The sequence below is a fragment of the Burkholderia sp. AW33-5 genome, assembly GCF_053427615.1.
Genome location: NZ_JBSAXA010000003.1, coordinates 440,419 through 467,053, shown reverse-complemented (window position 1 = coordinate 467,053; position 26,635 = coordinate 440,419). Strand labels below are relative to the sequence as shown.

Genomic DNA, 26,635 nt, shown 5'->3' with positions numbered 1-26,635 from the left:
CCATCAGTTGTGCCGCTCGCCGATCCGGTTTTCTTCCGGACTCCAGACGCTGAGCCCTTCCGTCGGGTCCATCGGCAGATCCCAGGGCCGCGCGGCGATCGCCTGCATCGTCGCGTCGAACCCGGCCTGCCGGCGGGCCGCGATGCCGGCGGGTGTGAAATCGATGTCCTTCCACTGATCGTCGCCGTCGAGCCGCGGCGCCGCGAGCTTGATCACGTGCATCGTGGTCTGGCAGCCCCACGCGGCGAGTGCTTTCACATCGGCCGTCGCGCGCTCCGCCTCGGGCAGCCGCATGACCAGTTCCCGGATCACGTGGCGCAGCCGGTGAATCTGCTGCTGCCGCGCGATGTTGCTGTCCGTGCGGCTCGCGTACTGGATGTCCTTCTGCCGCTCCGACACCTGCCAGATGCTTTGCGGCTCCGGCCCGACCGGATTCCACATCTGCACCGAGAAGATGATCGAGCTGCGGCGCGGCGCGTCGTCCAGCACGACCTCGACCGGCGTATTCGAATAGATGCCGCCGTCCCAGTAGGGCGTGCCGTCGACCCGCACGGCCGGGAACGCGGGCGGCAGCGCGCCCGAACTCATCACATGGTCGATGCCGAGCGGCCGGTCGCGCGAATCGAAATAGCGCATCGTGCCCGTGCACGCGTTGACCGCGCCGACGGTCAGGCGCGGCCGGCCCGCGTTCAGCAGGTCGAGATCGACGAGCGACGCCAGCGTGTCGCGCAGCGGCTCGACCACGTAGTACGACGCGCGCTCGACGCCGACCCGCGCGAGCGGCCCGAACCACGCTGCGGGATTCGGCCGGAAGAATCCCGGGAGGCCCGCGCCGATGACCGCGAGTTCCGAGCCGATCTTGTCCCAGCTCGTCGGGAAGCCCGGCACGTTCACGGCGGGCCGTTCGGTGACGTGTCGCCAGAATTCGGCCATCCGTTGCGCGCGGTGTCCGGGCGCGTTGCCGGCGATCAGCGCCGCGTTGATCGCGCCGATCGACGTGCCGATGACCCAGTCGGGCTGAATGCCCGCCGCATCCATCGCCTCGAATACGCCGAGCTGGTATGCACCCAGCGCGCCGCCGCCCTGGAGCACGAGCACGACCTGGCCCGGCAGTTTCGGATGTGCGGGTTGACTTGCCGTCATCGCTTGCCTCGTGGTCGGTGACGGCCGGCGGGGGCCGGCCGGATGGAACCAGTGTAGGCGATCGTCGGGCAGCGTCCGCGGTGCCGGATGTTCGCGGGGCCTTGCGGCGCGCCGCGTCATTCCACGGTGATGGTCTCCTTCATGTACGGATGAATCCCGCAGAACACCTTGTAGACCCCCGGCTTGTCGAAACGGAACGAGTAGGTTTCGTCCTGGTCGAGCGCTTTCGAATGGAAGACGCCCGCATCGTTGACGACGGTATGCGGTTCCGCGTCGAGGTTTTTCCACGTGACCGTCGTGCCGGCCTTGATCGTGGTCGACATCGGCGAAAACATGAAATTGCGGATCGTCACGAGCGGGCCGGCCGGAGTCTGCGCGCATGCGGCGAGCGGCGTGCCGACGGCGGCCGCGCTCAGGATCAGTGCGGCCGCCAGCGTCGAGGGCTTGAGGAAGGTCATGTCGGTCTCCTTGTGTGTCGGCATCAGGCCAGCGTCGTGTCGTGCAGCGACGCCGCGACGGGATGGCCGGCGAAGTCGACGGTCGTCACGCCGAGCATCGCGGGCAGCCGGTCGTGCGGCACCGTGAGCGGCACCGGGCCCGGGCCGTTGCCGGCGGTCGGCTGCGGGAACGCGGTGGAGCGCGCGGTGTGGAACGTCACGTTGCCCTCGACCTTCGACACGATCTGGTGGATGTGCCCGTTCAGCACGGTGACCGAGCCGAAGCGGCGCAGCAGCGCCATCGTCTGCGGCGCGTCGCCGGTGCCCCAGCCCCACGGCTCGTAGATGGTCCACATCGGCATGTGCGAGAACACGACGATCGGCGTGCTCGACGCTTGCCCCTTCAAATCCTGCGCGAGCCACGCGAGCTGTTCGTCGCCGAAGCTGCCGAGCCCGTTCGGCTTGAAGTGCATCACGTTGACGAGTGCGACGAAGTGCACGCCCGCGTGATCGAAGCTGTAGTAGCCGCGGTTGTCGGACGCCTTGCCGAACCGGCTGAAATATTCGGCGCCCGAGCCATCGGTCACGTCGTGTTCGCCGGGCACGGTGTGCAGCTCGGGCACGCGCAGCCCGGACAGCAGTTGCGACGCGTGATCGAATTCTTCCGCCTTGGACAGGTGCGTGATGTCGCCGGTATGGATCGCGAGCGCGGGCGCGGCAGGCATTCCGTTGACCAGATCGATCGTCTGCCGCAGCGTGGCCGCGACGTCGGGATTCGCGTCCTTGTTAAAGCCGATGTGCGTGTCGCTGATCTGCACGAACAGCGGCCGGCCCGCATTCGCGGGGAGGGCGGCGCCGCTTTGCGCGAGCGCGAGATCGAACGGCGTGAGGATGCCGCCCGACAGCGTAAACAGCGTGCCGAGGCCGCCGAACGCCATGCATTGCAGGGCCTTGCGGCGCGACGGGCGGGTGGGAGTCGATGAAGACATGTTTGCCTCGCATTCGTATGACGGAACCGGACGGCCGGATCGTCCTGGAATTAGCCGGCGCCTTCGCATGCCATACCGATGCGGCGACGGATTTATTCCCGGTTATTTGCGAGGCCCGATGCGGCCGTTCGAGGCTTGCGGCGCGATGACGGATCGCTGACGGATGACCTGTCAATGTCCTGTAAGTGACACGTCACGTTTGCGTCATGTTCGCCCGATAGCCTGCGACACCGAATCACCTCTCCGGAGCCCCTCATGCCGAATCTCGCGGCAACGGAAACCCGTGGTGCGGGCGGTCGAAGCACGCGCACCGTCGGCCTCGCATCGTTCTTTCCGAGCGTTGCCTGCGGCATCGTTCATGTCGACGCTCGCCCGAGCGCGGATCCCGGTCCGGTCAAGGAACGTTCGGTCCTGCCGATCGTGCCGCGCTTCGTCGCGCTATCGGCGGCACTGTACCGGGCGATTCACACGCTGTTCTGAGCCGCGACGGCCGATGCCATACCCGGCCGCGCGGCACGCGGCCGATCCCATCGATTTTCAATTCGAACCAGACGCTACCGATGGACATCAGTTTCTTCGATCCGAATCGCACCGCCAACGCGTCCGCGTGGCGCGTGCTCCCCAACCGCTGGGACGCGGTCGCGTTTCCGCTGATCATCGGCATACTCGCGATGGCGATCGTCGGCTTCCACGAGACGATGGCGCCGATCGCGACCCTGCAGACGCAGAAGATCTCGCTCGATCCGTCGAACCTGCCCGAATACGCGTTGCGCACCACGCTGCGGATGCTCGCCGCGATGGTCGCGTCGCTCGCGTTCACGCTGATCTACGGCACGCTCGCCGCGAAAAGCCGTCGCGCCGGCATGGTGCTGATCCCGATTCTCGACATCCTGCAGTCGGTGCCGGTGCTCGGCTATATCTCGTTTACGGTCACGTTCTTCCTTGCACTGTTCCCGGGCCGCGTGCTCGGCGCCGAGCTCGCGGCGATCTTCGCGATCTTCACGAGCCAGGCGTGGAACATGACGTTCAGCTTTTACCAGTCGCTGCGCACGGTGCCGCGCGACCTGAGCGAAGTGTCGCGCGGTTTTCACCTGACGTCGTGGCAGCGCTTCTGGAAGCTCGAGGTGCCGTTCTCGATGCCGGGGCTGATCTGGAACATGATGATGTCGATGTCGGGCGGCTGGTTCTTCGTCGTCGCATCCGAGGCCATCACCGTCGGCAACCAGACCATCACGCTGCCCGGGATCGGTGCGTATCTCGCGCAGGCGATCTCGGACAAGAACCTCGGCGCGGTGGGCTGGGTGATCGTCGCGATGTCGGTCGTGATTCTCGCGTACGACCAGTTCCTGTTCCGTCCGCTCGTCGCATGGGCCGACAAGTTCCGGATGGAGAACACCGCGTCGGGCGATGCGCCGCAGTCCTGGCTGCTCGACATGCTGCGCCGCACGCACCTGATCCATCAGCTGCTGGTGCCGGCCGGCTGGCTGCTGTCGCAGGCCGCACGGATTCCGCTGCGCGTGCCGGCGCTTGCGGGCAAGCGTTCGCGCGGCACGTCCGCGCGCGGGTCGTCGCGTGTCGGCGACATCGTGTGGGGAACGTTCGTGATCCTGATGACCGTATACGTTGCGTGGCGCGTCGTCAGCTTCGTCGCGACCGGCGTGACGATGAGCGAGGTCGGCCACGTGCTGACGCTCGGGTTGATCACGCTGCTGCGTGTGATCGTGCTGATCGCGATCGCGTCGGTGGTCTGGGTGCCGCTCGGTGTGCTGATCGGGCTGCGCCCCGCGCTGGCCGAGAAGATCCAGCCGCTCGCGCAGTTCCTCGCCGCGTTCCCGGCGAACCTGCTCTTTCCGGTGTTCGTGATCGTGATCGTCCACTTCCATCTGAACGCGGACATCTGGCTATCGCCGCTGATCGTGCTCGGCACGCAGTGGTACATCCTGTTCAACGTGATCGCGGGCGCGATGTCCTATCCGAACGACTACAAGGAGGCGACGAAGAATTTTCGCATTCGCGGCTGGCAGTGGTGGCGGCAGGCGATGCTGCCCGGCATCTTTCCGTATTACGTGACCGGCGCGATCACCGCGTCGGGCGGCGCGTGGAATGCGAGCATCGTGTCCGAGTTCGTGCAGTGGGGCGACACGAAGGTCGTCGCGCACGGCCTCGGCTCGTATATCGCACAGACGACCGCGGCCGGCGACTTCCCGAAGATCATCCTGGGCATCGCCGTGATGTCCTTGTTCGTCACCTTGTTCAACCGCCTGCTGTGGCGTCCGATGTACGCCTATGCGGAATCCCGGCTCCGTCTCGATTGAGAGTAAGCGCGATGCAAAATTCGACCGTAATCAACGCCCCCGCCCAGACGTCCCAGCCGCTTCAGCCGCCGCGCCTCGGTGAGGAAATCCTGCGCGTCGCGCACGTGAATCGCGGCTTCAACAAGACGCAGGGCGAACTGCTCGTGCTCGACGACGCGAACCTGTCGCTGCGCGAAGGCGAGATCGTCGGACTGCTCGGCCGCTCCGGCTCGGGCAAATCCACGCTGCTGCGGATCATCGCCGGGCTGATCGAGCCGACCGGCGGTGAAGTGACCTACCTCGGCAAGCCGCTGACCGGCCCAGCCGAAGGCGTCGCGATGGTGTTCCAGACCTTCGCGCTGTTCCCGTGGCTGACCGTGCTGCAGAACGTGGAAGCCGGGCTGGAAGCGCTCGGCGTCGGCGCGCGCGAGCGGCGCGAACGCGCGCTCGCCGCGATCGACCTGATCGGTCTCGACGGCTTCGAGAACGCATACCCGCGCGAGCTGTCGGGCGGCATGCGTCAGCGCGTGGGCTTCGCGCGCGCGCTCGTCGTCGACCCGACGATCCTGCTGATGGACGAGCCGTTCTCGGCGCTCGACGTGCTGACGGCCGAAACGCTGCGTACCGACCTGCTCGATCTGTGGACGCAAGGCCGCATGCCGATCAAGTCGGTGCTGATCGTCACGCACAACATCGAGGAAGCGGTGTTCATGTGCGACCGGATTCTGGTGCTGTCGTCGAACCCGGGCCGCGTGATCGCCGAAATCAAGGTGCCGTTCAAGCATCCGCGCAACCGGCTGGATCCCGATTTCCGCAAGCTCGTCGACGACATCTACGCGAAGATGACCGCACGCCAGACCGGCGAGGCGACGAAGAAGGGGCTCGAGCTCGGCAGCTGGATGCCGCGCGTGTCGACCAACCTGATGGCCGGCCTGATCGAGACGCTCGCGATGGCGCCGTACCACGGCCGCGCCGACATGCCGGAAATCGCGCGCACGCTGCATCTGGAAGTGGACGAACTGTTTCCGATCGCCGAAGTGCTGCAGTACCTCGGCTTCGCCGACGTGCGCGAAGGTGACGTGTTCCTCACGCCGCCCGCGCGTGTGTTCGCGGAGTTCGGCACGCAGGAGCGCAAGCTGATGTTCGCGGATCATCTGTTGAAGCACGTGCCGCTCGCCGCGCGAATCAGGAAGGTGCTGAACGAACGCCCCGGCCATCGCGCGCCGCGTGTGCGTTTCGAGCAGGAGCTGGAGGATTTCCTGTCGGACGAGGCGGCCGAGGAAACGCTCGACGCGGTGATCGACTGGGGGCGTTACGGCGAAGTCTTCTCGTACAACGACAAGACGGAGGTGTTCAGTCTCGAGGATGTCGAAAGCTGACGCCCGCGCCCGAATGATGGCCGACCGTCATTCGGGCAAATCCCACTGATTCGCATCCTGCTCGCTGCCGCCCGTACTCAGCCGCTCGATCTTTTCCATCCGCTGCCGCGCCAGTTCGGGAAGCCGGTTCGTCACGCCGATCACCAGCGCTTCGGCGAGCGCGAGCGCCGGCACATTGGTCTGCAGCATCGCGAACGGGCGCCCCTGGATCCGCAGCGCGATCTCGGCGAACGCGCTGATCGGCGAGCGCCATTCGTCGGTGATCAGCAGTATCCGCGCGCCGAGCCGGTGCGCGGCCTGCGCGAACCGGATGCTGTCCTTCTGATAGCGACGAAAATCGAAAATGACGAGCACGTCGCCGGGCCCCATGTCCGTCAGCGAGACCGACGCGAGATTCACGTTCGGCTCGACGTACTGCACATGCGGGCGCGCATACGCGAGCGTGAAGGAAAACAGCGACGCGAGCGGGGCGGTATAACGTCCGCCGCCGCAGAACACGCGGATATCCGGATCGGCCAGCAGCGTCACCGCTTCGTCGAACGCCGCCGCATCGAGTCCTTCGATCGTGGTGGCGAGCGATTGCGAAAGCCGCTGGAAGATCGCCGCATGGCTGTCGCGCATCCCCGACTCCGAGTGGAAGGCGTCCATTCGCGCGAGCGGCGAATTCATCGCGGTGTCGATCTCGTCGTGCAGCGCCTGCTGAAACGACGGGTAGTTCGGAAAGCCGATCCGCACGACGAAGCGAAACACGGTCGGGTCGCTGACTTCGGCTTGCTTCGCGAAGCTCGCGATCGGCCCGAGCCCGAGGCTCGGATAGCGATCCAGCAGCGCGTGCGCGACCTTCTGTTCCGACGGCGTGAAGCTATCCATCTGGGATAGCAGCAACGCCCTGATGCTTGTCCCCATCGGGCACTCCGGCTTGCTCTTATCTGAATGAACGACAAACGGCAGACATGCGTCTGCCGGCGACTCCATGCATGTTAGCCCATCGACAGGCCGCCAATCGCATGAGGCAGCAGATTAGAGGGACGCATCACTCCGGCCGTCAAACATTCATATGTGTAATAAAACGAACATCCCACGCCGTCGATCGGCGCGCAATCTCGCGCATAAGCTGAGTGATAACCCTAGGTTTTGAGATCAAAATGCCGATGTATGATCGCGGCCTCGCCGGAATGTATCGTTCATTACATGCCGGATCAGCAACGTCGACCGGCAAGGCCCCGGTCATTCGTCTGGAGGATTCCGTCATGAGGCGGCTCGTCGTACTCACCCTGTTGTCGGCCCTGAGCGCAGGCGCGCTCGCCGCTTCGGAACCCGCGGTGGAAGCGAAGAACGGCATGGTCGTGTCGTCGCAGCACTTCGCGTCGCAGATCGGCGTCGACATCCTGAAGGAAGGCGGCAACGCGGTGGACGCCGCCGTGGCGGTCGGCTACGCGCAAGCGGTGACCAACCCGTGCTGCGGCAACATCGGCGGCGGCGGGTTCATGACCCTGCACCTGGCGGACGGCCGCGACCGCTTCATCAACTTCCGCGAGACCGCGCCGGCCGCGGCGTCCGCGAACATGTATCTCGATGCGAACGGCAACGTCATTCCGGACGACAGCCTGTACGGCTATCGCGCGGTCGGTGTGCCGGGCACGGTCGCGGGTCTCGACCTCGCGCAGCGCAAGTACGGCAAGCTGACGCGCCGGCAGGTGATGGCGCCCGCGATCCGGCTCGCGCGCGACGGCTTCGTGCTGACGCGCGGCGATACGGACATCCTCGACACGACGATCGACCGTTTCAAGAAGGACCCGGAAGCCGCGCGCATCTTCCTGCGCCCGGACGGTACGCCGCTGCAGCCGGGCGACCGCCTGGTGCAGAAAGACCTGGCGCGCACGCTCGAGCGCATCGCGGAGCAGGGCCCCGACGCGTTCTATCACGGCGAGATTCCGAAGATCGTCGAAGCGGCCGCGAAGCGCGGCGGCGGGCTGATCACGGCGGCCGACTTCGCGTCGTATCGTGCGCAGGACATGGCGCCGCTGACCTGCACGTATCGCGGCTACGAGTTCGTGTCGGCGCCGCCGCCGAGCTCGGGCGGCGTGACGATGTGCGAGACGCTGAACGTCCTCGAAGGGTATGACCTGCGCAAGTTCGGCTACCAGTCGGCTTCGGTGGTCCACTACATGACCGAGGCGATGCGCCACGCGTACGAGGATCGCAACACGCTGCTGGGCGACCCGAACTTCATCGACAATCCGGTCGCGAAGCTGACGAGCAAGGCGTATGCGGCCGAGATCCGCAAGCAGATCAGCGGCGACACGGCGACGGCGTCGGTCGACGTGCAGCCGGGTGTCGGCGTGCACGAAAAGCCGGAGACGACCCACTATTCGATCATCGACCGCGACGGTAACGCGGTGTCGACCACTTACACGGTCAACGGCCGCTTCGGCGCCGTGGTGATCGCGCCGGGCACGGGCTTCTTCCTGAACGACGAGATGGACGACTTCACGGTCAAGGTCGGCGCGCAGAACCTGTTCGGCCTCGTGCAGGGCACGCGCAACTCGATCGCCCCGGGCAAGCGTCCGCTGTCGTCGATGGCGCCGACGATCGTGAAGAAGGACGGCAAGGTGTTCATGGTGGTCGGGTCGCCGGGCGGCTCGCGCATCATCACGATCACGCTGCAAACCGTGCTGAACGTGATCGACTATGGAATGACGCCGCAGGATGCGGTCGGGGCGCCGCGCATCCATCATCAATGGCTGCCGGATCAGGTTTATTACGAAACCCGCGGCCTGTCGCCCGACACGCTCGCGATCCTGCGCAACATGGGCTACAAGATGGTCGAGCAGACGCCGTGGGGCGCAGCGGAGCTGATCTTGGTCGGCCTGCCCGGCACCGAGGCGGCGAGCCGTCAGAGTTCCGGCAACGACTCGTCGGTGTCCGGCAACGTGCGCGTCGGCTACATCTATGGCGTCAACGATCCGCGCCGGCCGGCCGGTTCGGCGATCGGCTACTGACCTGAGCGGATGAGATTCGATTTGATTGCATCAAGCTGAACGGTTGCCCCGGCGTTCGCCCTCGCGCGAGCGCCGCGGCAGCGACAGCGCGTCCGTTCGCGGACGTTCGCAGTACCGAGCGTGGCGGGTGCCAGGAGTCCCGGGCCCGCCTTGCTCGCAACGTGCGCCGTGGCACGGCATCGGCGCGCGTATTTTTTCTTTCACTCCTGCACCGTGCGTCGAGTTCCGTTATGAACAAACGAATGTCTGCGGCAGTCTGGATCCTGCTCGCGATGGCGGCCGGCATCTTCATCGGCTACATGATCTACACGCAGTTTCCCGACAAGCAGGCGGCGACCGAAATCGCCGGCTACATCTCCCTCGTGTCCGACGTGTTCCTGCGGCTGATCAAGATGGTGATCGGGCCGCTCGTCTTCTCCACGCTCGTCGTCGGCATCGCGCACATGGGCGACGCATCGTCGGTGGGGCGCGTGTTCGTGAAGGCGTTCGGCTGGTTCGTCACCGCGTCGCTGATTTCGCTGCTGCTCGGGCTGTTCATGGCGAACCTGCTGCGCCCCGGCGAGAACCTCGGCCTGCCGCTGCCGGACATCGGCGCATCCGCGCATCTCGCGACGTCCAAGTTCACGCTGAAGGATTTCGTCAGCCACATGGTGCCAAAGTCGATCGCCGAGGCGATGGCGAACAACGAGATCCTGCAGATCGTCGTGTTCTCGATGTTCTTCGGCGTCGCGCTGTCGGCGCTTGGCGAGCGCGGTAAGATCCTCGTGGCCGCGATCGACCAGCTGGCGCACGTGATGCTCAAGATCACCTGCTACGTGATGAAGCTCGCGCCGCTCGCGGTGCTGGCGGCGATGGCCGCGACCGTCGCGGTCAACGGGCTGTCGGTGTTGCTGAAGTTCGCGGTGTTCATGGGCGACTTCTACGTCAGCCTGTTCCTGCTGTGGAGCACGCTCGTGATCGCCGGCCTGCTGTTCCTCGGCCGCCGCGTATTCAAACTGCTCGTGCTGATCAAGGAAGCGTTCATGCTGTCGTTCGCGACCGCGAGCTCCGAAGCCGCGTACCCGAAGATCCTCGACGCGCTCGACCGGTTCGGCGTGCGACGCAAGATCTCGAGCTTCGTGATGCCGATGGGCTATTCGTTCAACCTCGACGGCTCGATGATGTACTGCACGTTTGCGTCGCTGTTCATCGCGCAGGCGTACAACATTCATCTGTCGCTCGGCACGCAGATCACGATGCTGCTGGTCCTGATGCTGACGTCGAAGGGGATGGCCGGCGTGCCGCGCGCATCGCTCGTCGTGATCGCGGCGACGCTGCATCAGTTCGATATCCCGGAAGCCGGGCTGCTGCTGATCCTCGGTGTCGACACGTTCCTCGACATGGGCCGCTCGGCCACCAATGCGGTCGGCAATTCGATCGCCAGCGCGGTGGTCGCGAAGTGGGAAGGCGAGCTGATGTCGGAGTCCGAAGCACTGGCGCATGCCGCGCATCTCGATGCGGAACTGGAACGGCAGAACAGCGAACCGGCCTATGGTGCCGGTCAGGCGACGTCCGTTTAAGCGGCACACGCCTCGTCGATGAACGCCGCCAGCACCATCGCGGCGGCGTTGCCCGGCGCCGAGCCGAGCAGTTGCGGCGCATACACGCTGTCGCCGGGCGCGATCGGCTGCCCCGACAGCGCACAGACGCCGCGCTTGCGCGTCGTGAACAGCCGCCACTTCTGATAGCCGTAGTGGCCGGTGCACGCGTCGCGCCACGAAATCATCACGGTGTCGGCCGTGGGACGTTCGAGCACGCTGATCGTCGGCTGGCTCGTCGCGTCCCACGACGGCAGGCGATCGCGCGTGATGCTGCGCCGTCGCGGTGCGGTCCATGAGACGGACGGCATGTCGAAGCTGCCGATCGCGGCGACCGTCTTGAGCCAGGCTACTGCACTGTTGCTCATCTTTGTTTCCCTCGAAACGTTACGCGATGCCGCGACGTGCGGCATCACGACAGGCGGATGCGCGGCTGTACGCAGCCATTGATCCGTTCGGCGATCCACAGCAGCGTCGCCTTGGAAAATCCGTGCAGCGCCTGCTGGTGGCGCCGATACAGCATCAGATGGCTGAATTGCGCGAAACGCCCCTGGATGAAGCCGCCGCGAAAGAACCCGAATTGCCCGAGTGTGCCGAACGCGTCGTAGTCGCTGATCGACACGAGCGCGCCGAAGTCGTGGAACGCGAACGGCGGCAGCGGTTTGCCGTCGAGCCATGCGGGCAAGTGCTTCGCGAGATGCTCGGCCTGCTGGGCCGCGACCTGCGCGGTGGGCGGCAGCGGTCGCTCGTGGCCGTCGGGCTGCAGGCTCGCGCAATCGCCGATCGCGAACACGTGCTCGTCGGCCGTGGCCTGCAACGTGGGCCCGACCAGGATCTGGTTCGCGCGGTTCGTGTCGAGCCCGCCCAGCGCCTGCATGAAATCGGGCGCCTTCACGCCGGCCGCCCACACCATCAGATCTGCTTCGGCAAACGAACCGTCGCCATAGTGGAAGCCGTTCGCATCGGCCGCTGTCACGCGCGTCGACGTCAGCACATGAAAGCCGATCTGTTCGAGCCGCCGCTGCGCCGACGCGGAAATCCTCGGCGGAAACGCGGCGAGGATGCGCGGGCCGCTTTCGAGCAGCGTCAGCCGCAGCCGTTCGCGCACCGTCTCGTCGCCGTATGCCTGCGCCACTTCCAGCAGCCGGCTCAGTTCCGCTGCCAGCTCCACGCCCGTCGCGCCCGCACCGACGATCGCGACGCGAAACGGCTCGTCGCGCGCGATGCTGCGAAACACGCGCATCCGCAACGCTTCGTTGAAGGTTTCGGCCTGCTGCTGGCTGTCGATGAAGTAGCAGTGCTCGCGCACGCCCGGCACGCCGAAATCGTTGGCCTGGCTGCCGAGCGCGAGGATCAGCACGTCGTATTCGAGCTCGCGCGCGTCGATCATTCGTTCGCCGTCCTGCGAGCGGATCTCGGCGAGCTGCACGCGGCGACGCGCACGATCGAGCCCCGTCAGTTCGCCGGGCTGGTACGTGTAGCCGTGATCGCGCGCATGGGCGAGGAAGATCACCTGCTGTTGCTGCACGTCGCGCGTGCCGGCCGCGATCGTGTGCAGCATCGGCTTCCAGATATGGGTCGGGCTGCGGTCGACGACGGTGACCTGGGCGCGCCCGGTGCGGCCGAGACGTTCGCCGAGGCGGGTCGCGAGCTGCAATCCGGCGATGCCGCCGCCGACGATCACGATGCGAGTAGGGGTTGTCATGGATAAATCATCACGTGATGAATAATGTATGATCCTAGCGCTTCCCGGCTTTGCATGTCAACGGAGCGGGGCAGGCGACCCGGTTCTGGCGATGTGGAACCGGGGTCCGAACGCGGGCATTCGGTTCATTCAACGGGAGCAGGAAAACGTGGCTGAAGTCACTGAGCGCGTGCCGTCGAAGCGGCGTACGCGGGGGCGGCCGCTGGCGGAGGCGTCCGTCGGTCCGGACGTGATATTGCGGGCCGCGCGTCGCACGTTCGCGAAGCGCGGCTACGATGCGACGAGCGTGCGCGAGGTCGCGCGCGAGCTGGGCATCGACGCCGCGCTGATCGCCCACCATTTCGGCGCGAAGGAAACGCTGTGGCTGGCCGTCGTCGAGCAGATCGTCGATCTCGCCGAGCCGCTGTTCGATGCGTTGCGCGCGCTGCGCACGTCGTCATTGCCGCATCGCGAGCGCGTGCGGCGCGCGATCGAGCTGTGCGTCGATCACGAATTCGAGGAGCCGGACATCGGCATGTTCTTCTCGACGGCGGCGACCGAAGAGGGCGCACGGCTCGACTGCCTGCAGCAGCGGATCGTGCGGCCGTATCACGACGCGATGTTTCCGCTGCTGGCCGACGCGGTCGAGGCAGGCGAAATCCGCACGGTCGATCCCAACGTGCTGTTCTTCATGATCGCGAGCGCGGTCGGCACGACGGTGTCGTACAGCCACATGATGCTGGAGTTCACGTCGCTGCCCACGCGGCAGGATGCGTTCCGGCAGGCCGTGCTCGACGTCGCGCTCAGCATTCTGCGCGTCTGAGCGCCGCGCGCACGACGCGCGGTCACGTTGCCTCCACCAGCCCCAGTGCGTCGATCGCGTGCCGCGCGCTCTCGCGCAGCGCGTCGACGAGCGGCGACGGCGTGCGGTAGGCGATCGCCAGTTCGTATGCGAGCGGCCCGCCCGCGTCAGTCGAGATCGGGCGGCGCGTCGCCGAGCCAGCGCCGCGCGCCGGGCCCGTTGCGGCCCGCGCGGTCCTCGGGGTTGGTCAGCTTGCAGCGCTTCAGCGACAGGCAGCCGCATCCGATGCATTCGTCGAGGTTGATGTAGAGCCGCTGCAGTTCCTCGATCCGGTTCGCGACGCGCTGCTTCCAGCCGCGCGACAGCCGCTGCCAGTCCTTGTTGGTCGGCGCGGTGTCTTCCGGCAGGCTCACGAGCTGTTCGGCGATCTCGTCGAGCGAATAGCCGATCTTCTGCGCGAACACGATGAACGCGATCAGCCGCAGCACCGCACGCGAATAGTGACGATGGCTCGAGCCGTTGCGGTGCGACTTGATAAGCCCGCGCTTCTCGTAGAAGCGCAACGTCGATGCCGGCACGCCGCTGCGCGCGGCCACTTCGCGGATCGACATCAGCGGCCATTGCGGGGTTTCGTCGATACCCATGACGCCCTCCGGGAAAGCTTGACTTGAAGTTAACTTCAACTTTTATGCTACGCGGCAGTTTAACCCGTCGCGAGGCATCATGCTCCTCTTATCCCTACGCAGGACGTCGCCTTTGGGCGCGGCCTGCGCATTGCTGCTGGCGTTGTCGGGCTGTCACGACGGCAAAGGCGAATCGTCGGCCCATCCGCTGCCCGAAGTCGGCGTGACGACCGTCGCGCCGCGCACGATCCGCCTCGCGGACGAATTCAACGGACGCGTCGAAGCGGTCGACGCGGTCGAACTGCGGCCACGCGTGAGCGGCTATCTGCAGCGCATCGCGTACAAGGAGGGCGACCTCGTCGCGCAGGGCGCGGTGCTGTTCGAGATCGATCCACGCCCGTACCGGATCGCGCTCGACCGCGCGAACGCGCAGCAGCAGCGGGCGCGCGCGGCCGCGAGCCTCGCCGATGTACAGCTCAAGCGCGTGCGGACGCTGATCGATGCGCATGCAACCTCCCAGGAGGAACTCGACAACGCGCGCGCGACCGCGGAGCAGGCGCGCGCCGACCTGCAGGCGGCCGACGCGGCCGTCGCCGACGCGAAGCTCAATCTCGGCTTCACCGAAGTGCGTGCGCCGATTGCGGGGCGCGTCGGCCGTGCGATCGCGACCGCCGGCAACCTCGCGCGCGCGGACGACACGCTGCTGACGACGGTCGTGTCGCAGGACCCCGTCTACGTGTATTTCGACTGCGACGAGCAGAGCTACCTGCGCTACAACGCGCGGCGCGCCGACCCGAAGCATCGGGCGATCGGCGCGGATCCGGTGCGCGTGGGCCTCGCCAACGAGACGGGCTTCCCGCATGCGGGCACCGTCGATTTCCTCGACAACCGGCTCGATCCGCAAACCGGCACGATCCGCGCGCGTGTGCGGCTGCCGAACGCGGATCACACGTTCACGCCGGGCCTCTATGCGCGCGTGCAGCTCGTCAGCGGCCGCGACCAGGATGCGCTGCTCGTCGACGACAAGGCGGTGCTCACCGATCAGGATCGTAAGTATGTCTACGTGATCGATGCCGGCGACAAGGCGTTGCGTCGCGACGTGACGATCGGTCGTGTGCTGGACGGCGAGCGGATCGTCGAGAAAGGGCTTCAGTCGGGCGATCGCGTGGTCGTCGACGGCGTGCAGCGGATCTACTATCCGGGTGCGCAGGTGAAGCCGAAGGCGTTGCCCGCACGCGCGGATGCGGGCACCGGCGCCGGACCGGGCAGCGGCACGCAGGCCGTGGCCGACGCCGGCGCGCCGGCCGCGCAATAACGGGAGACCTGCGATGGATTTCTCCCGATTCTTCATCGACCGGCCGATCTTCGCGGTCGTGCTGTCGATCGTCATCTTCGCGATCGGCCTGATCTCGATCCCGATGCTGCCGGCCGGCGAGTATCCGGAAGTCGTGCCGCCGAGCGTCGTGGTGCGTGCGACGTACCCTGGCGCGAACCCGAAGGAAATCGCCGAATCGGTCGCCGAGCCGCTGGAAGAAGCGATCAACGGCGTCGAAGGGATCATGTACATGAAGTCGGTCGCGGGCTCGGATGGCAGCCTGCAGGTCGTCGTCACGTTCCTGCAGGGCGTCGATCCCGACACGGCCGCCGTGCGCGTGCAGAACCGCGTGAGCCAGGCGCTGTCGCGTCTGCCCGACGAGGTGCGCCAGTACGGCGTGACCACGCAGAAACAGTCGCCGACGCCGCTGATGTACGTGAGCCTTTATTCGCCGGACAACAGCCGCGATTCGCTGTATCTGCGCAACTACCTGACGCTGAACGTGAAGGACGAGCTGTCGCGCCTGACCGGCATCGGCGACGTCGGCGTGTACGGCTCCGGCGACTACGCGATGCGGCTCTGGCTCGACCCGAACCGGCTCGCATCGCGCGGGCTGACCGCGAGCGACGTGATCGCCGCGGTGCGCGAGCAGAACGTGCAGGTATCGGCCGGCCAGCTGGGTGCGGAGCCGACGCCGAAGAAGAACGATTTCCTCGTGTCGATCAACGTGCGCGGCCGGCTGCGCACGGTGCAGGAATTCGGCGACATCGTGCTGCGCAATGGCGACGACGGCCAGGTCGTGAAGCTGTCCGACGTCGCGCGCATCGAGCTCGGTGCGGGCGACTACACGCTGCGCTCGTATTTCAACGACCGGCATTCGGCCGTGGTCGGCATCTTCCTGTCGCCGGGCGCGAACGCGCTCGACGTCGCGAAGTCCGTGTATGCGAAGCTCGACGAGCTGTCGAAGCGCTTCCCGCCGGGCATCGCGTATCGCCCGGTGTGGGACCCGACCGTGTTCGTGCGCGAATCGATCCGCGCGGTGCAGCACACGCTGATCGAGGCCGTCGTGCTGGTCGTGCTCGTCGTGATCCTGTTCCTGCAGACCTGGCGCGCGTCGATCATTCCGCTCGTCGCGGTGCCGGTGTCGGTGGTCGGCACGTTCGCATGGCTCTACCTGCTCGGCTATTCGATCAATACGCTGACGCTGTTCGGGCTCGTGCTCGCGATCGGGATCGTCGTCGACGATGCGATCGTGGTGGTCGAGAACGTCGAGCGCAACATCGCGCAGGGGCTGAGCCCGCGCGACGCCGCGCATCAGGCGATGCGCGAGGTGTCGGGGCCGATCGTCGCGATCGCGCTCGTGCTGTGCGCGGTGTTCGTGCCGATGGCGTTCATGTCGGGCGTGACCGGCCAGTTCTACAAGCAGTTCGCGGTGACGATCGCGATCTCGACGGTGATTTCCGCGGTCAATTCGCTGACGCTGTCGCCCGCGCTCGCCGCGAAGCTGCTGCGCCCGCACGGCGCGCCGAAGGATGCGCTCACGCGTGCGCTCGACCGCGCATTCGGCTGGCTGTTTCATCCGTTCAACCGCTTCTTCGAGCGCAGTTCCGGTCGCTATCACGGCGTCGTCGCGCGCACGCTGAAGCGGCGCGGCGCGGTGTTCGCGGTCTATGCAGCGCTGCTCGCGGGGACCGCGCTGCTGTTCAACGCGGTGCCGGGCGGCTTCATTCCCGTGCAGGACAAGTTGTATCTGTTCGCCGGCGCGAAGTTGCCGGAAGGCGCGTCGCTCGCGCGCACCAGCGCGGTGACCGAGCAGATGACGAAGATCGCGCTCGGCACCGACGGCGTCGAGATGGTGCCGGCGTTCGCCGGACTGAACGCGCTGCAGGGCGTGAATACACCGAACATCACGAACTCGTACGTGATCCTGAAGCCGTTCGACCAGCGTCACCGCAGCGCCGCGCAGATCAACGCGGACCTGAACGCGCGCTTCGCGGCGATCGGCGGCGGCATCACCTATGCGCTGATGCCGCCGCCGATCCAGGGCCTCGGAAACGGTTCGGGCTACTCGCTGTATCTCGAGGATCGCGGCGGGCTCGGCTACGGCGAATTGCAGAAGGCGTTGACGGCATTCCAGGCCGCGGTCGCGAAGACGCCGGGGATGAGCTACCCCGTCAGCGCGTACCAGGCGAACATCCCGCAGCTCGAGGTGAAGGTCGACCGGCTGAAGGCGAAGGCGCAGGGCGTCGCGCTGACCGATCTGTTCAACACGCTGCAGGTCTATCTGGGCTCGATGTACGTGAACGACTTCAATGCATTCGGCCGCGTGTACCGCGTGATGGCGCAGGCCGATGCCGGTCACCGGCAGACGGCCGCCGACATCGCGAACCTGCGCACGCGCAACGCGAAGGGCGAGATGGTGCCGATCGGTTCGATGGTGACGGTCGCGCCCGCGTACGGGCCGGATCCGGTCGTCCGCTACAACGGCTATCCGGCCGCGGACCTGATCGGCGACGCGGACCCGAAGGCGATGTCGTCGTCGCAGGCGATCGCGAAGCTGCAGCAGATCGCGAAAGACGTGCTGCCGCCGGGCATCACGCTCGAATGGACCGACCTCAGCTACCAGCAGGTCACGCAGAGCAACGCGGCGATCGTCGTGTTTCCGCTCGCGGTGATGCTCGTTTTCCTGGTGCTCGCGTCGCTGTACGAAAGCTGGACGCTGCCGCTCGCAGTGATCCTGATCGTGCCGGTGTGCATGTGCGCGGCGCTGTTCGGCGTATGGCTGTCCGGCGGCGACAACAACGTGTTCGTGCAGGTCGGTCTCGTCGTGCTGATGGGTCTCGCGTGCAAGAACGCGATCCTGATCGTCGAGTTCGCGCGCGAGCTCGAAATCCAGGGCAAGGGCGTGATCGACGCGGCGTTGGAGGCGTGCAGGCTGAGGTTGCGGCCGATCGTGATGACGTCGGTTGCGTTCATCGCGGGCTCGGTGCCGCTGCTAATCGGCAGCGGCGCGGGCAGCGAGGTGCGCGCGGCCACCGGCGTCACCGTGTTCGCGGGGATGCTCGGCGTCACGTTGTTCGGGCTGTTCCTCACGCCCGTGTTCTATGTGGCGATCCGCAAGCTCGCGGGCGGCACGCCGGCCGTGTGGAGCGAACAGCATGGCACCCTCGAAGGAGAAAACCGATGAGCGCCGCTTTCCGTCTTTCCGCGCTCGCGATGTCGGTGACGCTCGCCGCGTGCGCGGTCGGCCCCGATTTCAAACGGCCCGACACCGCGGCTGCCGCGCGCTTCGCTCGCGACGCGCATCCGGCCACGCAGGATGCGTCGTCGCCGGACGCGTCGGCGGCTGCCGATGCCACGTTCTGGCGCGGCTTCGGCGACCCGGTGCTCACGCAGTTGATCGACGCGGCGCTCGCGGCGAACCAGGACCTGCAGGTCGCCGTATCGCGCTACGACGCATCGAACGCGCTGCTGTCGCAGGCCACGTTCGACCGCTATCCGACGATTACCGCGAGCGGCCGGATCGGCCACCAGCTGACGAGCAAGGACCAGGCGTTCGGCGCGCCGCGCAGCCAGCGCGATACGCCGATCTCCAATGTCGGGATCAACGCGGCGTGGGAACTGGACCTGTTCGGCCGCGTGCGCCGGTCGATCGAGTCGCAGCGCGCGGAAACGGCCGCGAGCGCGGCCGACGTGCGCGCGGTGCGTGTCGCGATCGCGGGCGAGGTCGCGAGCACGTACGTGGATCTGCGCGGCTCGCAGGAGCGGCTGCGGATCGCACGCGAGAACGCCGACAACCAGAAGCAGACGCTCGCGCTGATCAATGCGCGCGTCGGCGCGGGGCGCGGTTCCGAGCTCGATGCGGCGCGTGCGCGCGCGCAGTTCGAATCGACGACGTCGCGGATCGCCGTGTACGAAGCGGCGATCGGCGTCGACGAGCACCGGCTCGCGGTGTTGACCGGACAGACGCCGGATGCGCTGATCGGCCGGTTCGACATGCCGAATGCCGACGCATCGAAAGGCACGCAGGTGCCGCTGCCGGCGCTTGCCGCCGACATCGATCCCGGCACGCCGGGCGACCTGCTGCGCAGGCGCCCCGATGTCGCGGCCGCCGAGGCGCGGCTGCATGCGGCCACCGCGCGGGTCGGCGTCGCGACGGCCGACCTGTTTCCGCGCTTCACGCTGTCGGGGCTGCTCGGCAGCGCGACGAGCAGCTATGGGTTCTTCCGTGCGGGCAGCGACACGAACCTGATCGCGCTCGGCGTCGACTGGTCGTTCCTCGACGTCGGTCGCGTGCGCGCGCGGATCGCGGCGAGCGACGCGGAGGCGGCCGGCCAGCTCGCGCAGTACCGGCAGACCGTGCTCGGCGCACTGGAGGAAACCGAGAACGCGCTGCTGCGCGTTGCCCGCACGCGGGACGAGACCGCACACCTCGTGCGGGCGGCGGACGACAGCGCACGCGCGGCGCAGTTCGCGCAGACGCGATTCTCGGCGGGCGCGATCGACTATTACGAAGTGCTCGACGCGCAGCGGACGCTGCTGCAGGCGCAGGATGCGGCGGCCGACGGGCGGATGCGCAGCGCGGCGTCGACGGTCGCGCTGTACAAGGCGCTCGCGGGCGGCTGGCCGGCGGGAACGGCGCAGGCCGCACCGGGGCCGCTCGCGCGAACGGTGCCGTAGTACGCCGGGCCGCGCGGCGGGCGGGCGCGGTTCGTCTGCCCGCCGTTCAGCAGGGTGGGCGCCGGGATGCGGTTCCGCTGTCCGCTGGCGGCGGCCCCGCGCTTCGCTGTCGTACCTGCCTTGAATCGCTTGCACCGCGTGCGCGGCGCGGCACGCGGCCGAATCCCGGCCGCGAAACATTGTTCTCCTTCGTCGTAAACGTCTCGAATGCGTGATATTTGCGCTGCCCGATCCGGTTTAGAGTGGCCGCAAATTGATGACGATGTGTCGTATGGCCGAAGTCGCAGGCCGTACCGATGCACCAGAGGAGTTGGAGACAAATGGCTGAAGGCAGGATTACGCAAGTTGAATCGTTCGGTTTCGAGCGGATTCCCGACGCATCGCGCTATGCACGTCCGATCGATCTGTTCCGGTTGCTGTTCGGCGGCTGCAATACGTTTTCCACGTCGGTGCTCGGCAGCTTCCCCGTGCTGGTCGGGCTGTCGTTCAAGGCGGGCGTATGCGCGATCGTGCTCGGCGTGCTCGCCGGCACCTGCATCCTCGCGCCGATGAGCCTGTTCGGTTCGCGCAACGGTACGAGCGACCCCGTGTCGTCCGGCGCGCATTTCGGCATCCACGGCCGGATCGTCGGTTCGTTTCTCGCGCTGCTCACGTCGATCGCGTTCTTCTCGCTCGCGGTGTGGAGCTCAGGCGATGCGCTCGTCGGCGGCGCGCACAACATGGTCGGCGTGCCGGTCAACGGCTTCACGCTCGGCGCCGCGTACATGGTGTTCGCGGTGCTCGTGCTGATCGTCTGCATCTACGGCTTTCGCTTCATGCTGTGGGTCAACAAGATTGCCGTGTGGGCGGCGAGCCTGTTGTTCGTCGCCGGCCTGTTCGCATTCACGGGGATGTTCGACATGAACTACGCGGGCACCCTGAGCCAGGGCAGTGCGGGTTTCTGGGCCGCGTTCGTCGGCGCGGTGCTGGTCGCGTTGAGCAACCCGGTGTCGTTCGCGTCGACGCTCGGCGACTGGGCGCGCTACATCCCGCAACAGACGCCGAAGCGGCGCGTGATGGGCGCAGTGTTCACCGCGCAGATCGCGACCTTCGTGCCGTTCTTCTTCGGCCTCGCGACCGCGACGATCATCGCGTCGAAGGCGCCCGCGTTCATCGCGTCGAACGACTACGTCGGCGGGCTGCTTGCCGTGTCGCCGCGCTGGTTTCTGCTGCCGATGTGCCTGATCGCGATCATCGGCGGGATGTCGACCGGCACGACCGCGCTGTACGGCACGGGCCTCGACGTGTCGAGCATGTTTCCGCGCGTCCTGAACCGTGTGCGTGCGACGCTGCTGATCGGCACGATCGCGATCGCGTTTATCTTCGTTGGGCGTTTCTGGTTCAACCTCGTCGAAAGCGTCGCAACGTTCTCGACGCTGATCGACACGTTCAGCTGCCCGTGGATGGCGATCATGGTGATCGGCTACGTGACGCGTCGCGGCTTCTATCTCGCCGACGACCTGCAGGTATTCAATCGCGGGCTGCGCGGCGGCCACTACTGGTTCACGCACGGCTGGAACCTGCGCGCGATGGGCGCGTGGCTGCCGGCGGCGTTCATCGGGCTGTCGTTCGTGAATCTGCCGGGCCAGTTCGTCGGGCCGCTCGGCGCCCTGGCGGGCGGGCTCGATCTCAGCGTGCCGGTGTCGCTGATGGTCGGTGGATTGCTGTATTTCGTGCTGCTGACGATGCATCCGGAAGCGGACGGCGTGTACGGCCCGAACGGACGCTTCCTGGTGCGCGGCGGCGGGCAGGCGGCGCGTGCTGTCGGCGCGCCGGCGATCCAGCCGAAGGGGTATTGAGCGCCGCATCGTTTGCTGCTTCGTTTCGGAAACCATCGTGCCGCCGCGCGGGAAAGCCGCCGGCGGCATGGTCGTTTTCGGACGCTTGATGGTCGGTGCGGATGAGCGGCCGGACCTACCCGTCGACCCCGCCGCGGATCAGTGGAACGTGCTGCCCGCGAGCATTCCGCCGTCGACGATGAATTCCGAGCCCGTGCAATACGCGGATTCGTCGGACGCGAGAAACAGCACGAGGCTCGCCACTTCGTCGGGTTTGCCGATGCGCGCGATCGGCAGCCCGCTGTAGATCGACGACGGGTCGAAATCGGCGTATTCCGGCGGGCGCGCCATCACGGTGTCGATGCCGCCCGGATGGACCGAGTTCACGCGGATTCCATAGCGGCCGAACTCGAGTGCGGCGGCCTTCGTCATCCCGCGCACGGCGAACTTGCTCGACACATACGCGCTGCCGCCGGCCACGCCTTCCATTCCGGCCGTCGACGACACGTTGACGATCGAGCCGCCGCCCGCGTCCTTCAGCGCGGCCAATGCCGATTTCATGCCGAGCCAGCAGCCGACCTGGTTCACGTCGATCACCTTGCGATAGTCGTCGAGCGAACAGGAATCGATCGGCACGAGCTTCAGGATCGCCGCGTTGTTCACGAGGACGTCCAGGCGGCCGAAGTGCGCGAGCGTCGCGCGAACGGCGGTGTGCCAGTCGTCTTCGTTCGTCACGTCGAGATGCTGGTAGCGTGCGGCGTCGCCGAGTTCGGCCGCGACGCGTTGGCCGGCGTCGTCCAGCACGTCGGCGATCACCACGCGTGCGCCTTCGGCGACGAACCGGCGTGCCTCCGCCTCGCCCTGGCCGCGGGCGCCACCCGTGATCAGCGCCACCTTGCCTTCGAGTCGTTTCATCGTGTTGCTCCTGTGAGTGAAGGGGGACGCACGAGCCCGCTCATGCGGCGGCCGGCGCGTCGATGATGCGGACCGGATCGGCGCCATCCCATGCGCGTGCTTCGGCGATGCCGCGCGCGATCATGTCGCGCATGCCGGCGCCTTCGATCACTTCGACGCGCACGCCGGGGTCGTCGGCGTCGTCGAGGTAGGCGACGCGCGTGGCCGGGTTGCGCGCTTCGAACACGACGCGCAGGCCGCGCGCCGTGAGCCGCGCCACCGCGGCATCGAGATCGTCGACCACCCATGCGACGTGATGCAGGCCCGCGAGCGGTTGCCCGTGCGCGTCGCGGTATGGCGACGGCGCATCGTTCGTCACGTGGATCAGTTCGATCTGCACGCCGCCGAGATACGCGAGCCCAACATCCATCGTGACCGTCACCACTTCACCGAGGTAGCGGCCGTCGAGACGCACGTCGCGGAACACGGTCCACGGGCCCGCATCGTGGCGGGCGCGCCAGCGCGCGATGCTGCGGTCGAGATCGGCGACCACATAGCCGATCTGGTCGACGGGGCCGAGGACGGGGGCGTTCATGGTGTCTCCGTGGCGGGGGCGCGAGCGTACGCGGCGCCGTTCGATTCGGCATGCGGGATGCGACGAATGACGGCCATGATGGCAATAAACCTGGTGCTTCGTGCCATCCAAACGGACTAGCCGCGGGGACGCGGCGCGGTGGGGGAGAGGCGAGTGGGCGAGTCTGCGCGTTATCGCGCGTTCGGGGCCTTGACCGTCAGCCGGCAGTTTTCGGGCGAGGCGCTCACGAACCTGCTGCCCGTATTCGGAGAGACCGGGCTGTTGTGGATCGGCGGCTCGGGCTTCCTGCTTGGCTTCGTGATGATGGTGCGCTATGGGCGCGCGGCCGCGCTGTCGTAGACGGCTGCGGCAGGTTGGCCCGATCCTGTCGGACGTTGTCCTGCGGGCCGCTGTCGCGCGGGGCCGCACGGCACGACACTGGCGCCTCGCGGTCACGGCAGGCCAGCCCACGTACGGCGGCGACCTGCCGCAAGGCTGCGTGCGGTGGCGCGGGCCTTGCCGGGCCGCCGTTTCGTTCGATGTGCCAACCTTGAGTAGAGAGCGACCCATGCAACATCCGACCATCCGTACCCTGGCCGGCGCGAGCGCGCCGACGTCGATCGACGCCGCCCGCACCGCGCTGCTGGTGATCGATTTCCAGAACGAATATTTCAGCGGCCGCCTGCCGATTCCGGAAGGGCCGCGCGCGCTGGGCAATGCGCGACGCGTGATCGCGTTCGCCGATCGCGCCGGCATCCCGGTATTCCACGTCCAGCACGTCGGCGCGGCCGGCGGCCCGCTCTTCGCCGACGGCAGCGACGGCTTCCACTTTCATGCGGACCTGCAGCCGGCGCCGCATCACGCGGTCGTGATGAAGACGTCGGTGAGCGTGTTTCCGACGACGGACCTCGACGCGCGCCTGAAGGCGGCCGGCATCGACACGCTGATCGTCACCGGGCTGATGACGCATGCGTGCGTTGCCGGCGCGGCCCGCGATGCCGTGCCGCTCGGCTACGCGGTGATCGTCGTCGACGACGCGTGCGCGACGCGCGACCTCGATGTCGCGGACGGCGGCACGGTGCCGCACCGCGACCTTCACCGCGCCACGCTGGCCGCGCTGTCGGACACGTTCGGCGACGTGCTGACGACCGGGCAGGTGCTCGCGCTCGACGTCGCCTGATGCGCGCGGGCGGGCTCGAGCCGTGTGCAGACGGACGACGGCCCTGGCGCGGTCGGGCGGGCGTGGCGGCGGAGTCCGATGTAGGGGCGTTCGTGCGTGCCGGGCAGCGCCGTGTCGCGAGGTCGGCCGCGCATCGGTGCACGGCCCGCCCGATCAGAACATCGTGTTCGCGTTCGCGGCCTTTTCGGGCACCGACTGGATCACGTCCCAGTGCTCGACGATCTTGCGGTCCTTCACGCGGAAGATGTCGACCACCGCGTCGCCGCGATCGCCCGGCCGCTCGGTCGCATGCACATGCAGATAGACGAGATCGCCATCGGTCGAGCTGCGGACGATCTGCGCGCGGGATTCGGGGTTCTTCTGGAACGCGTCGACGAAGTACGACACGAACGGCTTCTTGCCGTCGGGTACGTGCGGGTTGTGCTGCTTGTAGTCGTCGGCGACGACGGCGGCAGCCTCGACCGCTTCGTGCTTGTTGAAGAAGCGGTCGTAGAACGTCAGCACGAGCTGGCGGTTGGCTTCCTCGGCGGCCAGGTCGCGCGTGACATGACCGGTGGCCGGCGCGGCGGTCGATGCGGCAAGCAGGACGAACGCGGCAACGGCGCGGACGGGGGAGCGGAGCGGTGACATGTGGCGGGTTCCTTGTCTGGGGATTCGTGGGTGGGCGCACGGTGCGCGATCGCGGATGACGCCGATCGTCATCATCGGCGGGCGAAGGAGTGACTGTGCGCATCCGCATGCTTCGCAGAACTTGAAGATCCGTGCGGCCATCGAGTCGATCGAATGGTACAGTTGCCGCCAACCCGTCACAAGAAGTCACCGCGGTGTGAGCAGGTCACGCCGCGGTGACCGTGCATCGCCCGTGAAAGAGAATCCCGTCATGCCGTTTACGTCCGCCGACGAATCCGTCGAACTCGATCAGCCGTGCCCGATCCGCGATGTGCTTGATCGCATCGGCGACCAATGGAGCCTGCTCGTGCTCGAGGCGCTGTCCGGCGGCACGATGCGTTTCAATGAACTCGCCCGCGCGATCGGCGACGTATCGAAGCAGATGCTGTCGCGCACGCTCAAGCGGCTCGAGCAGGACGGCTTCGTCAGCCGCACGTTGTATGCCGAGGTGCCGCCGCGCGTCGAATATGCGCTGACGGACCTCGGGCGTTCGTTCCTGACGCCGATGGACGCGATGATCCGCTGGGCCGACGAACATCATCGTGCGATATGCGCCGCACGCCGCCGTGCGTGCGAGCTGGAGAGCAACGGGCGTTGAGCGGAGCGCGTCGTGCGGGCGTGTGGCGATCCGCGACTGTATGCGTGTGTTGCGGCAGCATCGGATGATTTCGTTATCCGAATGTCTTGAGCGAATTGCTTGCGCACGTGGCGTCGCGAAGGGTGTGACGCGCGAGCGGCGATCGGCGTATGACGGATATGAACTGTCGTGGCGGGCGATCCGCCTCCGCTCGGTCGGTCGATTCGTATGCAGGACGGCGCGGGCGACTTATCGCCAGGTACCGTCGACGTAGACCCACACTCGCCCCTGGCGACGCCAGTATCCAGGCACCCACCTGCGCCCGGGGCGACGAGCGACCCAGCGTCCGGGCACCCATATGTAGCGGCCGCGCTGCCAGCGCCAGTAGCCGTCGGTCCAGATATAGCCATGCGGCCGCGGCGGCGGTGGCCGGCGATCATGTCGCAGTGCGGGCGGCGCGAAGCCCGGGCGATCGGAATAAGGCGGCCTGCCGGGGCCTGGAGGCGGTCCGGGAGGCCGATACCCGGGCGGTGCGGGTTGGGCCGAGGCGGTGCGCAGCCAACCGCCGGTGGCGGCGACGGCCGCGGTCAGTCCGATGGCGCGCAACAGCGAGCGTCGATTCATGGCGAGTCCTCTATCTAATATGTAATCGGGCTGCCTTACGTTAGCTGGCCGGTCGCGGGGCCGGGTTACGCGGGGCGTTAAGGCTGTTACCGCATGTCACGACGACCTGCGGGCAGCCGGGGGGCGCCCGCCACCGATCCCACTCTGCCGGCGCTGATGGTCCAACAGGGGCGGCAACGGCTGCACCGCCGTGTGTTTACAGTTCGGTCGCAGCGTTTTAGGCGGGCAGGCCCAATATTTGAGACTGATTCGGGTAAAAATTACCGGTTTTGCGTGGTTCCATCGATTCCGCTTGTTGTTTCTATGCAACCGTCAAGACGATGACACGAAAGAATGGTGCGATGAAAGCCTCCAAAAAGCATCCGTCAATAAGTC

General features: G+C 67.0%; 24 protein-coding genes and 1 pseudogene. 13 read left to right on the top strand and 12 right to left on the bottom strand.

All coding sequences use genetic code 11. From position 1 onward, the window contains the following. Window positions 1-3: 3 nt before the first annotated feature. From ACV22V_RS08965 to ACV22V_RS08955, 3 genes are all read right to left on the bottom strand, one after another. Entirely contained in the window at window positions 4-1,143 is a 1,140-nt protein-coding gene (locus tag ACV22V_RS08965; protein WP_059692183.1) for a patatin-like phospholipase family protein, read from the bottom strand. A gap of 116 nt (window positions 1,144-1,259) precedes the next feature. Then, on the bottom strand, window positions 1,260-1,601 hold the full coding sequence (locus tag ACV22V_RS08960) for a cupredoxin domain-containing protein (protein ID WP_448013593.1): 342 nt from the start codon (window positions 1,599-1,601) through the stop codon (window positions 1,260-1,262). Between the two features lie 23 nt (window positions 1,602-1,624). Next, complete coding sequence (locus ACV22V_RS08955; RefSeq protein ID WP_448013592.1) at window positions 1,625-2,569, bottom strand: metallophosphoesterase family protein; 945 nt, start codon at window positions 2,567-2,569, stop codon at window positions 1,625-1,627. A gap of 255 nt (window positions 2,570-2,824) precedes the next feature. Between ACV22V_RS08955 and ACV22V_RS08950 the strand changes: the two genes are divergently transcribed. From ACV22V_RS08950 to ACV22V_RS08940, 3 genes are all read left to right on the top strand, one after another. Next, window positions 2,825-3,049, top strand: a complete 225-nt coding sequence (locus ACV22V_RS08950; protein ID WP_448013591.1) for a phosphate transporter — start codon at window positions 2,825-2,827, stop codon at window positions 3,047-3,049. 80 nt (window positions 3,050-3,129) lie between these two features. Next, on the top strand, window positions 3,130-4,884 hold the full coding sequence (locus tag ACV22V_RS08945) for an ABC transporter permease (protein ID WP_448013590.1): 1,755 nt from the start codon (window positions 3,130-3,132) through the stop codon (window positions 4,882-4,884). Window positions 4,885-4,895: 11 nt separating this feature from the next. After that, window positions 4,896-6,242 (top strand): ABC transporter ATP-binding protein, encoded by a 1,347-nt coding sequence (locus ACV22V_RS08940; RefSeq protein ID WP_448013589.1) that lies wholly within the window; start codon window positions 4,896-4,898, stop codon window positions 6,240-6,242. A gap of 27 nt (window positions 6,243-6,269) precedes the next feature. Here ACV22V_RS08940 and ACV22V_RS08935 read toward each other — a convergent pair whose 3' ends face one another. Then, complete coding sequence (locus tag ACV22V_RS08935) at window positions 6,270-7,148, bottom strand: MurR/RpiR family transcriptional regulator (protein WP_448013588.1); 879 nt, start codon at window positions 7,146-7,148, stop codon at window positions 6,270-6,272. A 344-nt stretch (window positions 7,149-7,492) separates the two neighbouring features. Here ACV22V_RS08935 and ggt point away from each other — a divergent pair, with 344 nt between their 5' ends. Together ggt and ACV22V_RS08925 are read left to right on the top strand one after the other, a co-directional pair. Then, a complete protein-coding gene (ggt, locus tag ACV22V_RS08930; protein ID WP_059526557.1) occupies window positions 7,493-9,244 on the top strand; it encodes a gamma-glutamyltransferase in 1,752 nt (583 codons plus the stop codon). Between the two features lie 230 nt (window positions 9,245-9,474). Next, window positions 9,475-10,803: a dicarboxylate/amino acid:cation symporter gene (locus ACV22V_RS08925; protein WP_448013587.1), complete on the top strand. Its 1,329-nt coding sequence runs from the start codon at window positions 9,475-9,477 to the stop codon at window positions 10,801-10,803. Here ACV22V_RS08925 and ACV22V_RS08920 read toward each other — a convergent pair. Both ACV22V_RS08920 and ACV22V_RS08915 read right to left on the bottom strand, forming a co-directional pair. After that, complete coding sequence (locus tag ACV22V_RS08920) at window positions 10,800-11,189, bottom strand: DUF3331 domain-containing protein (protein WP_448013586.1); 390 nt, start codon at window positions 11,187-11,189, stop codon at window positions 10,800-10,802. The two genes, ACV22V_RS08925 and ACV22V_RS08920, sit on opposite strands and share 4 nt — an antisense overlap. Before the next feature lie 44 nt (window positions 11,190-11,233). Next, complete coding sequence (locus ACV22V_RS08915) at window positions 11,234-12,526, bottom strand: NAD(P)/FAD-dependent oxidoreductase (protein WP_448013585.1); 1,293 nt, start codon at window positions 12,524-12,526, stop codon at window positions 11,234-11,236. 148 nt (window positions 12,527-12,674) lie between these two features. Between ACV22V_RS08915 and ACV22V_RS08910 the strand changes: the two genes are divergently transcribed. Then, on the top strand, window positions 12,675-13,328 hold the full coding sequence (locus ACV22V_RS08910) for a TetR/AcrR family transcriptional regulator (protein WP_448013584.1): 654 nt from the start codon (window positions 12,675-12,677) through the stop codon (window positions 13,326-13,328). Between the two features lie 22 nt (window positions 13,329-13,350). Here ACV22V_RS08910 and ACV22V_RS08905 read toward each other — a convergent pair. After that, window positions 13,351-13,479 (bottom strand): annotated as a pseudogene (locus tag ACV22V_RS08905) (LysR family transcriptional regulator); the annotation flags it as partial. Then, window positions 13,475-13,951, bottom strand: coding sequence for a redox-sensitive transcriptional activator SoxR (gene soxR / locus ACV22V_RS08900; RefSeq protein WP_059526547.1), 477 nt, complete (start codon window positions 13,949-13,951; stop codon window positions 13,475-13,477). The gene soxR and the pseudogene ACV22V_RS08905, both read right to left, overlap by 5 nt. Before the next feature lie 79 nt (window positions 13,952-14,030). Between soxR and ACV22V_RS08895 the strand changes: the two genes are divergently transcribed. The 4 genes from ACV22V_RS08895 (at window position 14,031) to ACV22V_RS08880 (ending at window position 21,763) form a co-directional block, all read left to right on the top strand. Further along, entirely contained in the window at window positions 14,031-15,245 is a 1,215-nt protein-coding gene (locus tag ACV22V_RS08895; protein ID WP_448013583.1) for an efflux RND transporter periplasmic adaptor subunit, read from the top strand. A gap of 13 nt (window positions 15,246-15,258) precedes the next feature. Next, window positions 15,259-18,432, top strand: coding sequence for an efflux RND transporter permease subunit (locus tag ACV22V_RS08890; RefSeq protein ID WP_448013582.1), 3,174 nt, complete (start codon window positions 15,259-15,261; stop codon window positions 18,430-18,432). Continuing rightward, window positions 18,429-19,925 carry an efflux transporter outer membrane subunit gene (locus ACV22V_RS08885; protein ID WP_448013581.1) on the top strand — a complete coding sequence of 499 codons (1,497 nt, stop codon included), beginning with the start codon at window positions 18,429-18,431 and terminating at the stop codon, window positions 19,923-19,925. The genes ACV22V_RS08890 and ACV22V_RS08885 overlap by 4 nt, the downstream gene beginning before the upstream one ends. A gap of 320 nt (window positions 19,926-20,245) precedes the next feature. Next, window positions 20,246-21,763, top strand: a complete 1,518-nt coding sequence (locus ACV22V_RS08880; protein ID WP_448013580.1) for a purine-cytosine permease family protein — start codon at window positions 20,246-20,248, stop codon at window positions 21,761-21,763. A gap of 138 nt (window positions 21,764-21,901) precedes the next feature. Here ACV22V_RS08880 and ACV22V_RS08875 read toward each other — a convergent pair whose 3' ends face one another. Together ACV22V_RS08875 and ACV22V_RS08870 are read right to left on the bottom strand one after the other, a co-directional pair. Further along, entirely contained in the window at window positions 21,902-22,657 is a 756-nt protein-coding gene (locus ACV22V_RS08875; RefSeq protein WP_448013579.1) for a glucose 1-dehydrogenase, read from the bottom strand. A 40-nt stretch (window positions 22,658-22,697) separates the two neighbouring features. Beyond that, entirely contained in the window at window positions 22,698-23,231 is a 534-nt protein-coding gene (locus tag ACV22V_RS08870) for a VOC family protein (RefSeq protein ID WP_448013578.1), read from the bottom strand. A gap of 153 nt (window positions 23,232-23,384) precedes the next feature. On the opposite strand from ACV22V_RS08870, the gene ACV22V_RS08865 reads away from it, so the two are divergent. Then, window positions 23,385-23,570 (top strand): hypothetical protein, encoded by a 186-nt coding sequence (locus ACV22V_RS08865; protein WP_448013577.1) that lies wholly within the window; start codon window positions 23,385-23,387, stop codon window positions 23,568-23,570. 208 nt (window positions 23,571-23,778) lie between these two features. Further along, the gene (locus ACV22V_RS08860; protein WP_448013576.1) at window positions 23,779-24,390 is read left to right on the top strand and encodes a cysteine hydrolase family protein; all 612 of its coding nucleotides are present in this window, start codon (window positions 23,779-23,781) and stop codon (window positions 24,388-24,390) included. 153 nt (window positions 24,391-24,543) lie between these two features. On the opposite strand, the gene ACV22V_RS08855 is transcribed toward ACV22V_RS08860, so the two are convergent. Then, window positions 24,544-25,020 carry a nuclear transport factor 2 family protein gene (locus ACV22V_RS08855; protein WP_448013575.1) on the bottom strand — a complete coding sequence of 159 codons (477 nt, stop codon included), beginning with the start codon at window positions 25,018-25,020 and terminating at the stop codon, window positions 24,544-24,546. A gap of 250 nt (window positions 25,021-25,270) precedes the next feature. On the opposite strand from ACV22V_RS08855, the gene ACV22V_RS08850 reads away from it, so the two are divergent. Further along, window positions 25,271-25,657, top strand: coding sequence for a winged helix-turn-helix transcriptional regulator (locus tag ACV22V_RS08850; RefSeq protein ID WP_059526520.1), 387 nt, complete (start codon window positions 25,271-25,273; stop codon window positions 25,655-25,657). A 228-nt stretch (window positions 25,658-25,885) separates the two neighbouring features. On the opposite strand, the gene ACV22V_RS08845 is transcribed toward ACV22V_RS08850, so the two are convergent. After that, a complete protein-coding gene (locus ACV22V_RS08845; protein ID WP_082725381.1) occupies window positions 25,886-26,260 on the bottom strand; it encodes a YXWGXW repeat-containing protein in 375 nt (124 codons plus the stop codon). Window positions 26,261-26,635: the final 375 nt, after the last annotated feature.

What these genes read in the sequence shown, in the direction of transcription:
- ACV22V_RS08965 (WP_059692183.1), bottom strand. Translation starts at nt 1,143, where the DNA reads ATGACGGCAAGTCAACCCGCACATCCGAAACTGCCGGGCCAGGTCGTG.
- ACV22V_RS08960 (WP_448013593.1), bottom strand. Translation starts at nt 1,601, where the DNA reads ATGACCTTCCTCAAGCCCTCGACGCTGGCGGCCGCACTGATCCTGAGC.
- ACV22V_RS08955 (WP_448013592.1), bottom strand. Translation starts at nt 2,569, where the DNA reads ATGTCTTCATCGACTCCCACCCGCCCGTCGCGCCGCAAGGCCCTGCAA.
- ACV22V_RS08950 (WP_448013591.1), top strand. Translation starts at nt 2,825, where the DNA reads ATGCCGAATCTCGCGGCAACGGAAACCCGTGGTGCGGGCGGTCGAAGC.
- ACV22V_RS08945 (WP_448013590.1), top strand. Translation starts at nt 3,130, where the DNA reads ATGGACATCAGTTTCTTCGATCCGAATCGCACCGCCAACGCGTCCGCG.
- ACV22V_RS08940 (WP_448013589.1), top strand. Translation starts at nt 4,896, where the DNA reads ATGCAAAATTCGACCGTAATCAACGCCCCCGCCCAGACGTCCCAGCCG.
- ACV22V_RS08935 (WP_448013588.1), bottom strand. Translation starts at nt 7,148, where the DNA reads ATGGGGACAAGCATCAGGGCGTTGCTGCTATCCCAGATGGATAGCTTC.
- ggt (WP_059526557.1), top strand. Translation starts at nt 7,493, where the DNA reads ATGAGGCGGCTCGTCGTACTCACCCTGTTGTCGGCCCTGAGCGCAGGC.
- ACV22V_RS08925 (WP_448013587.1), top strand. Translation starts at nt 9,475, where the DNA reads ATGAACAAACGAATGTCTGCGGCAGTCTGGATCCTGCTCGCGATGGCG.
- ACV22V_RS08920 (WP_448013586.1), bottom strand. Translation starts at nt 11,189, where the DNA reads ATGAGCAACAGTGCAGTAGCCTGGCTCAAGACGGTCGCCGCGATCGGC.
- ACV22V_RS08915 (WP_448013585.1), bottom strand. Translation starts at nt 12,526, where the DNA reads ATGACAACCCCTACTCGCATCGTGATCGTCGGCGGCGGCATCGCCGGA.
- soxR (WP_059526547.1), bottom strand. Translation starts at nt 13,951, where the DNA reads ATGGGTATCGACGAAACCCCGCAATGGCCGCTGATGTCGATCCGCGAA.
- ACV22V_RS08895 (WP_448013583.1), top strand. Translation starts at nt 14,031, where the DNA reads ATGCTCCTCTTATCCCTACGCAGGACGTCGCCTTTGGGCGCGGCCTGC.
- ACV22V_RS08890 (WP_448013582.1), top strand. Translation starts at nt 15,259, where the DNA reads ATGGATTTCTCCCGATTCTTCATCGACCGGCCGATCTTCGCGGTCGTG.
- ACV22V_RS08885 (WP_448013581.1), top strand. Translation starts at nt 18,429, where the DNA reads ATGAGCGCCGCTTTCCGTCTTTCCGCGCTCGCGATGTCGGTGACGCTC.
- ACV22V_RS08880 (WP_448013580.1), top strand. Translation starts at nt 20,246, where the DNA reads ATGGCTGAAGGCAGGATTACGCAAGTTGAATCGTTCGGTTTCGAGCGG.
- ACV22V_RS08875 (WP_448013579.1), bottom strand. Translation starts at nt 22,657, where the DNA reads ATGAAACGACTCGAAGGCAAGGTGGCGCTGATCACGGGTGGCGCCCGC.
- ACV22V_RS08870 (WP_448013578.1), bottom strand. Translation starts at nt 23,231, where the DNA reads ATGAACGCCCCCGTCCTCGGCCCCGTCGACCAGATCGGCTATGTGGTC.
- ACV22V_RS08860 (WP_448013576.1), top strand. Translation starts at nt 23,779, where the DNA reads ATGCAACATCCGACCATCCGTACCCTGGCCGGCGCGAGCGCGCCGACG.
- ACV22V_RS08855 (WP_448013575.1), bottom strand. Translation starts at nt 25,020, where the DNA reads ATGTCACCGCTCCGCTCCCCCGTCCGCGCCGTTGCCGCGTTCGTCCTG.
- ACV22V_RS08850 (WP_059526520.1), top strand. Translation starts at nt 25,271, where the DNA reads ATGCCGTTTACGTCCGCCGACGAATCCGTCGAACTCGATCAGCCGTGC.
- ACV22V_RS08845 (WP_082725381.1), bottom strand. Translation starts at nt 26,260, where the DNA reads ATGAATCGACGCTCGCTGTTGCGCGCCATCGGACTGACCGCGGCCGTC.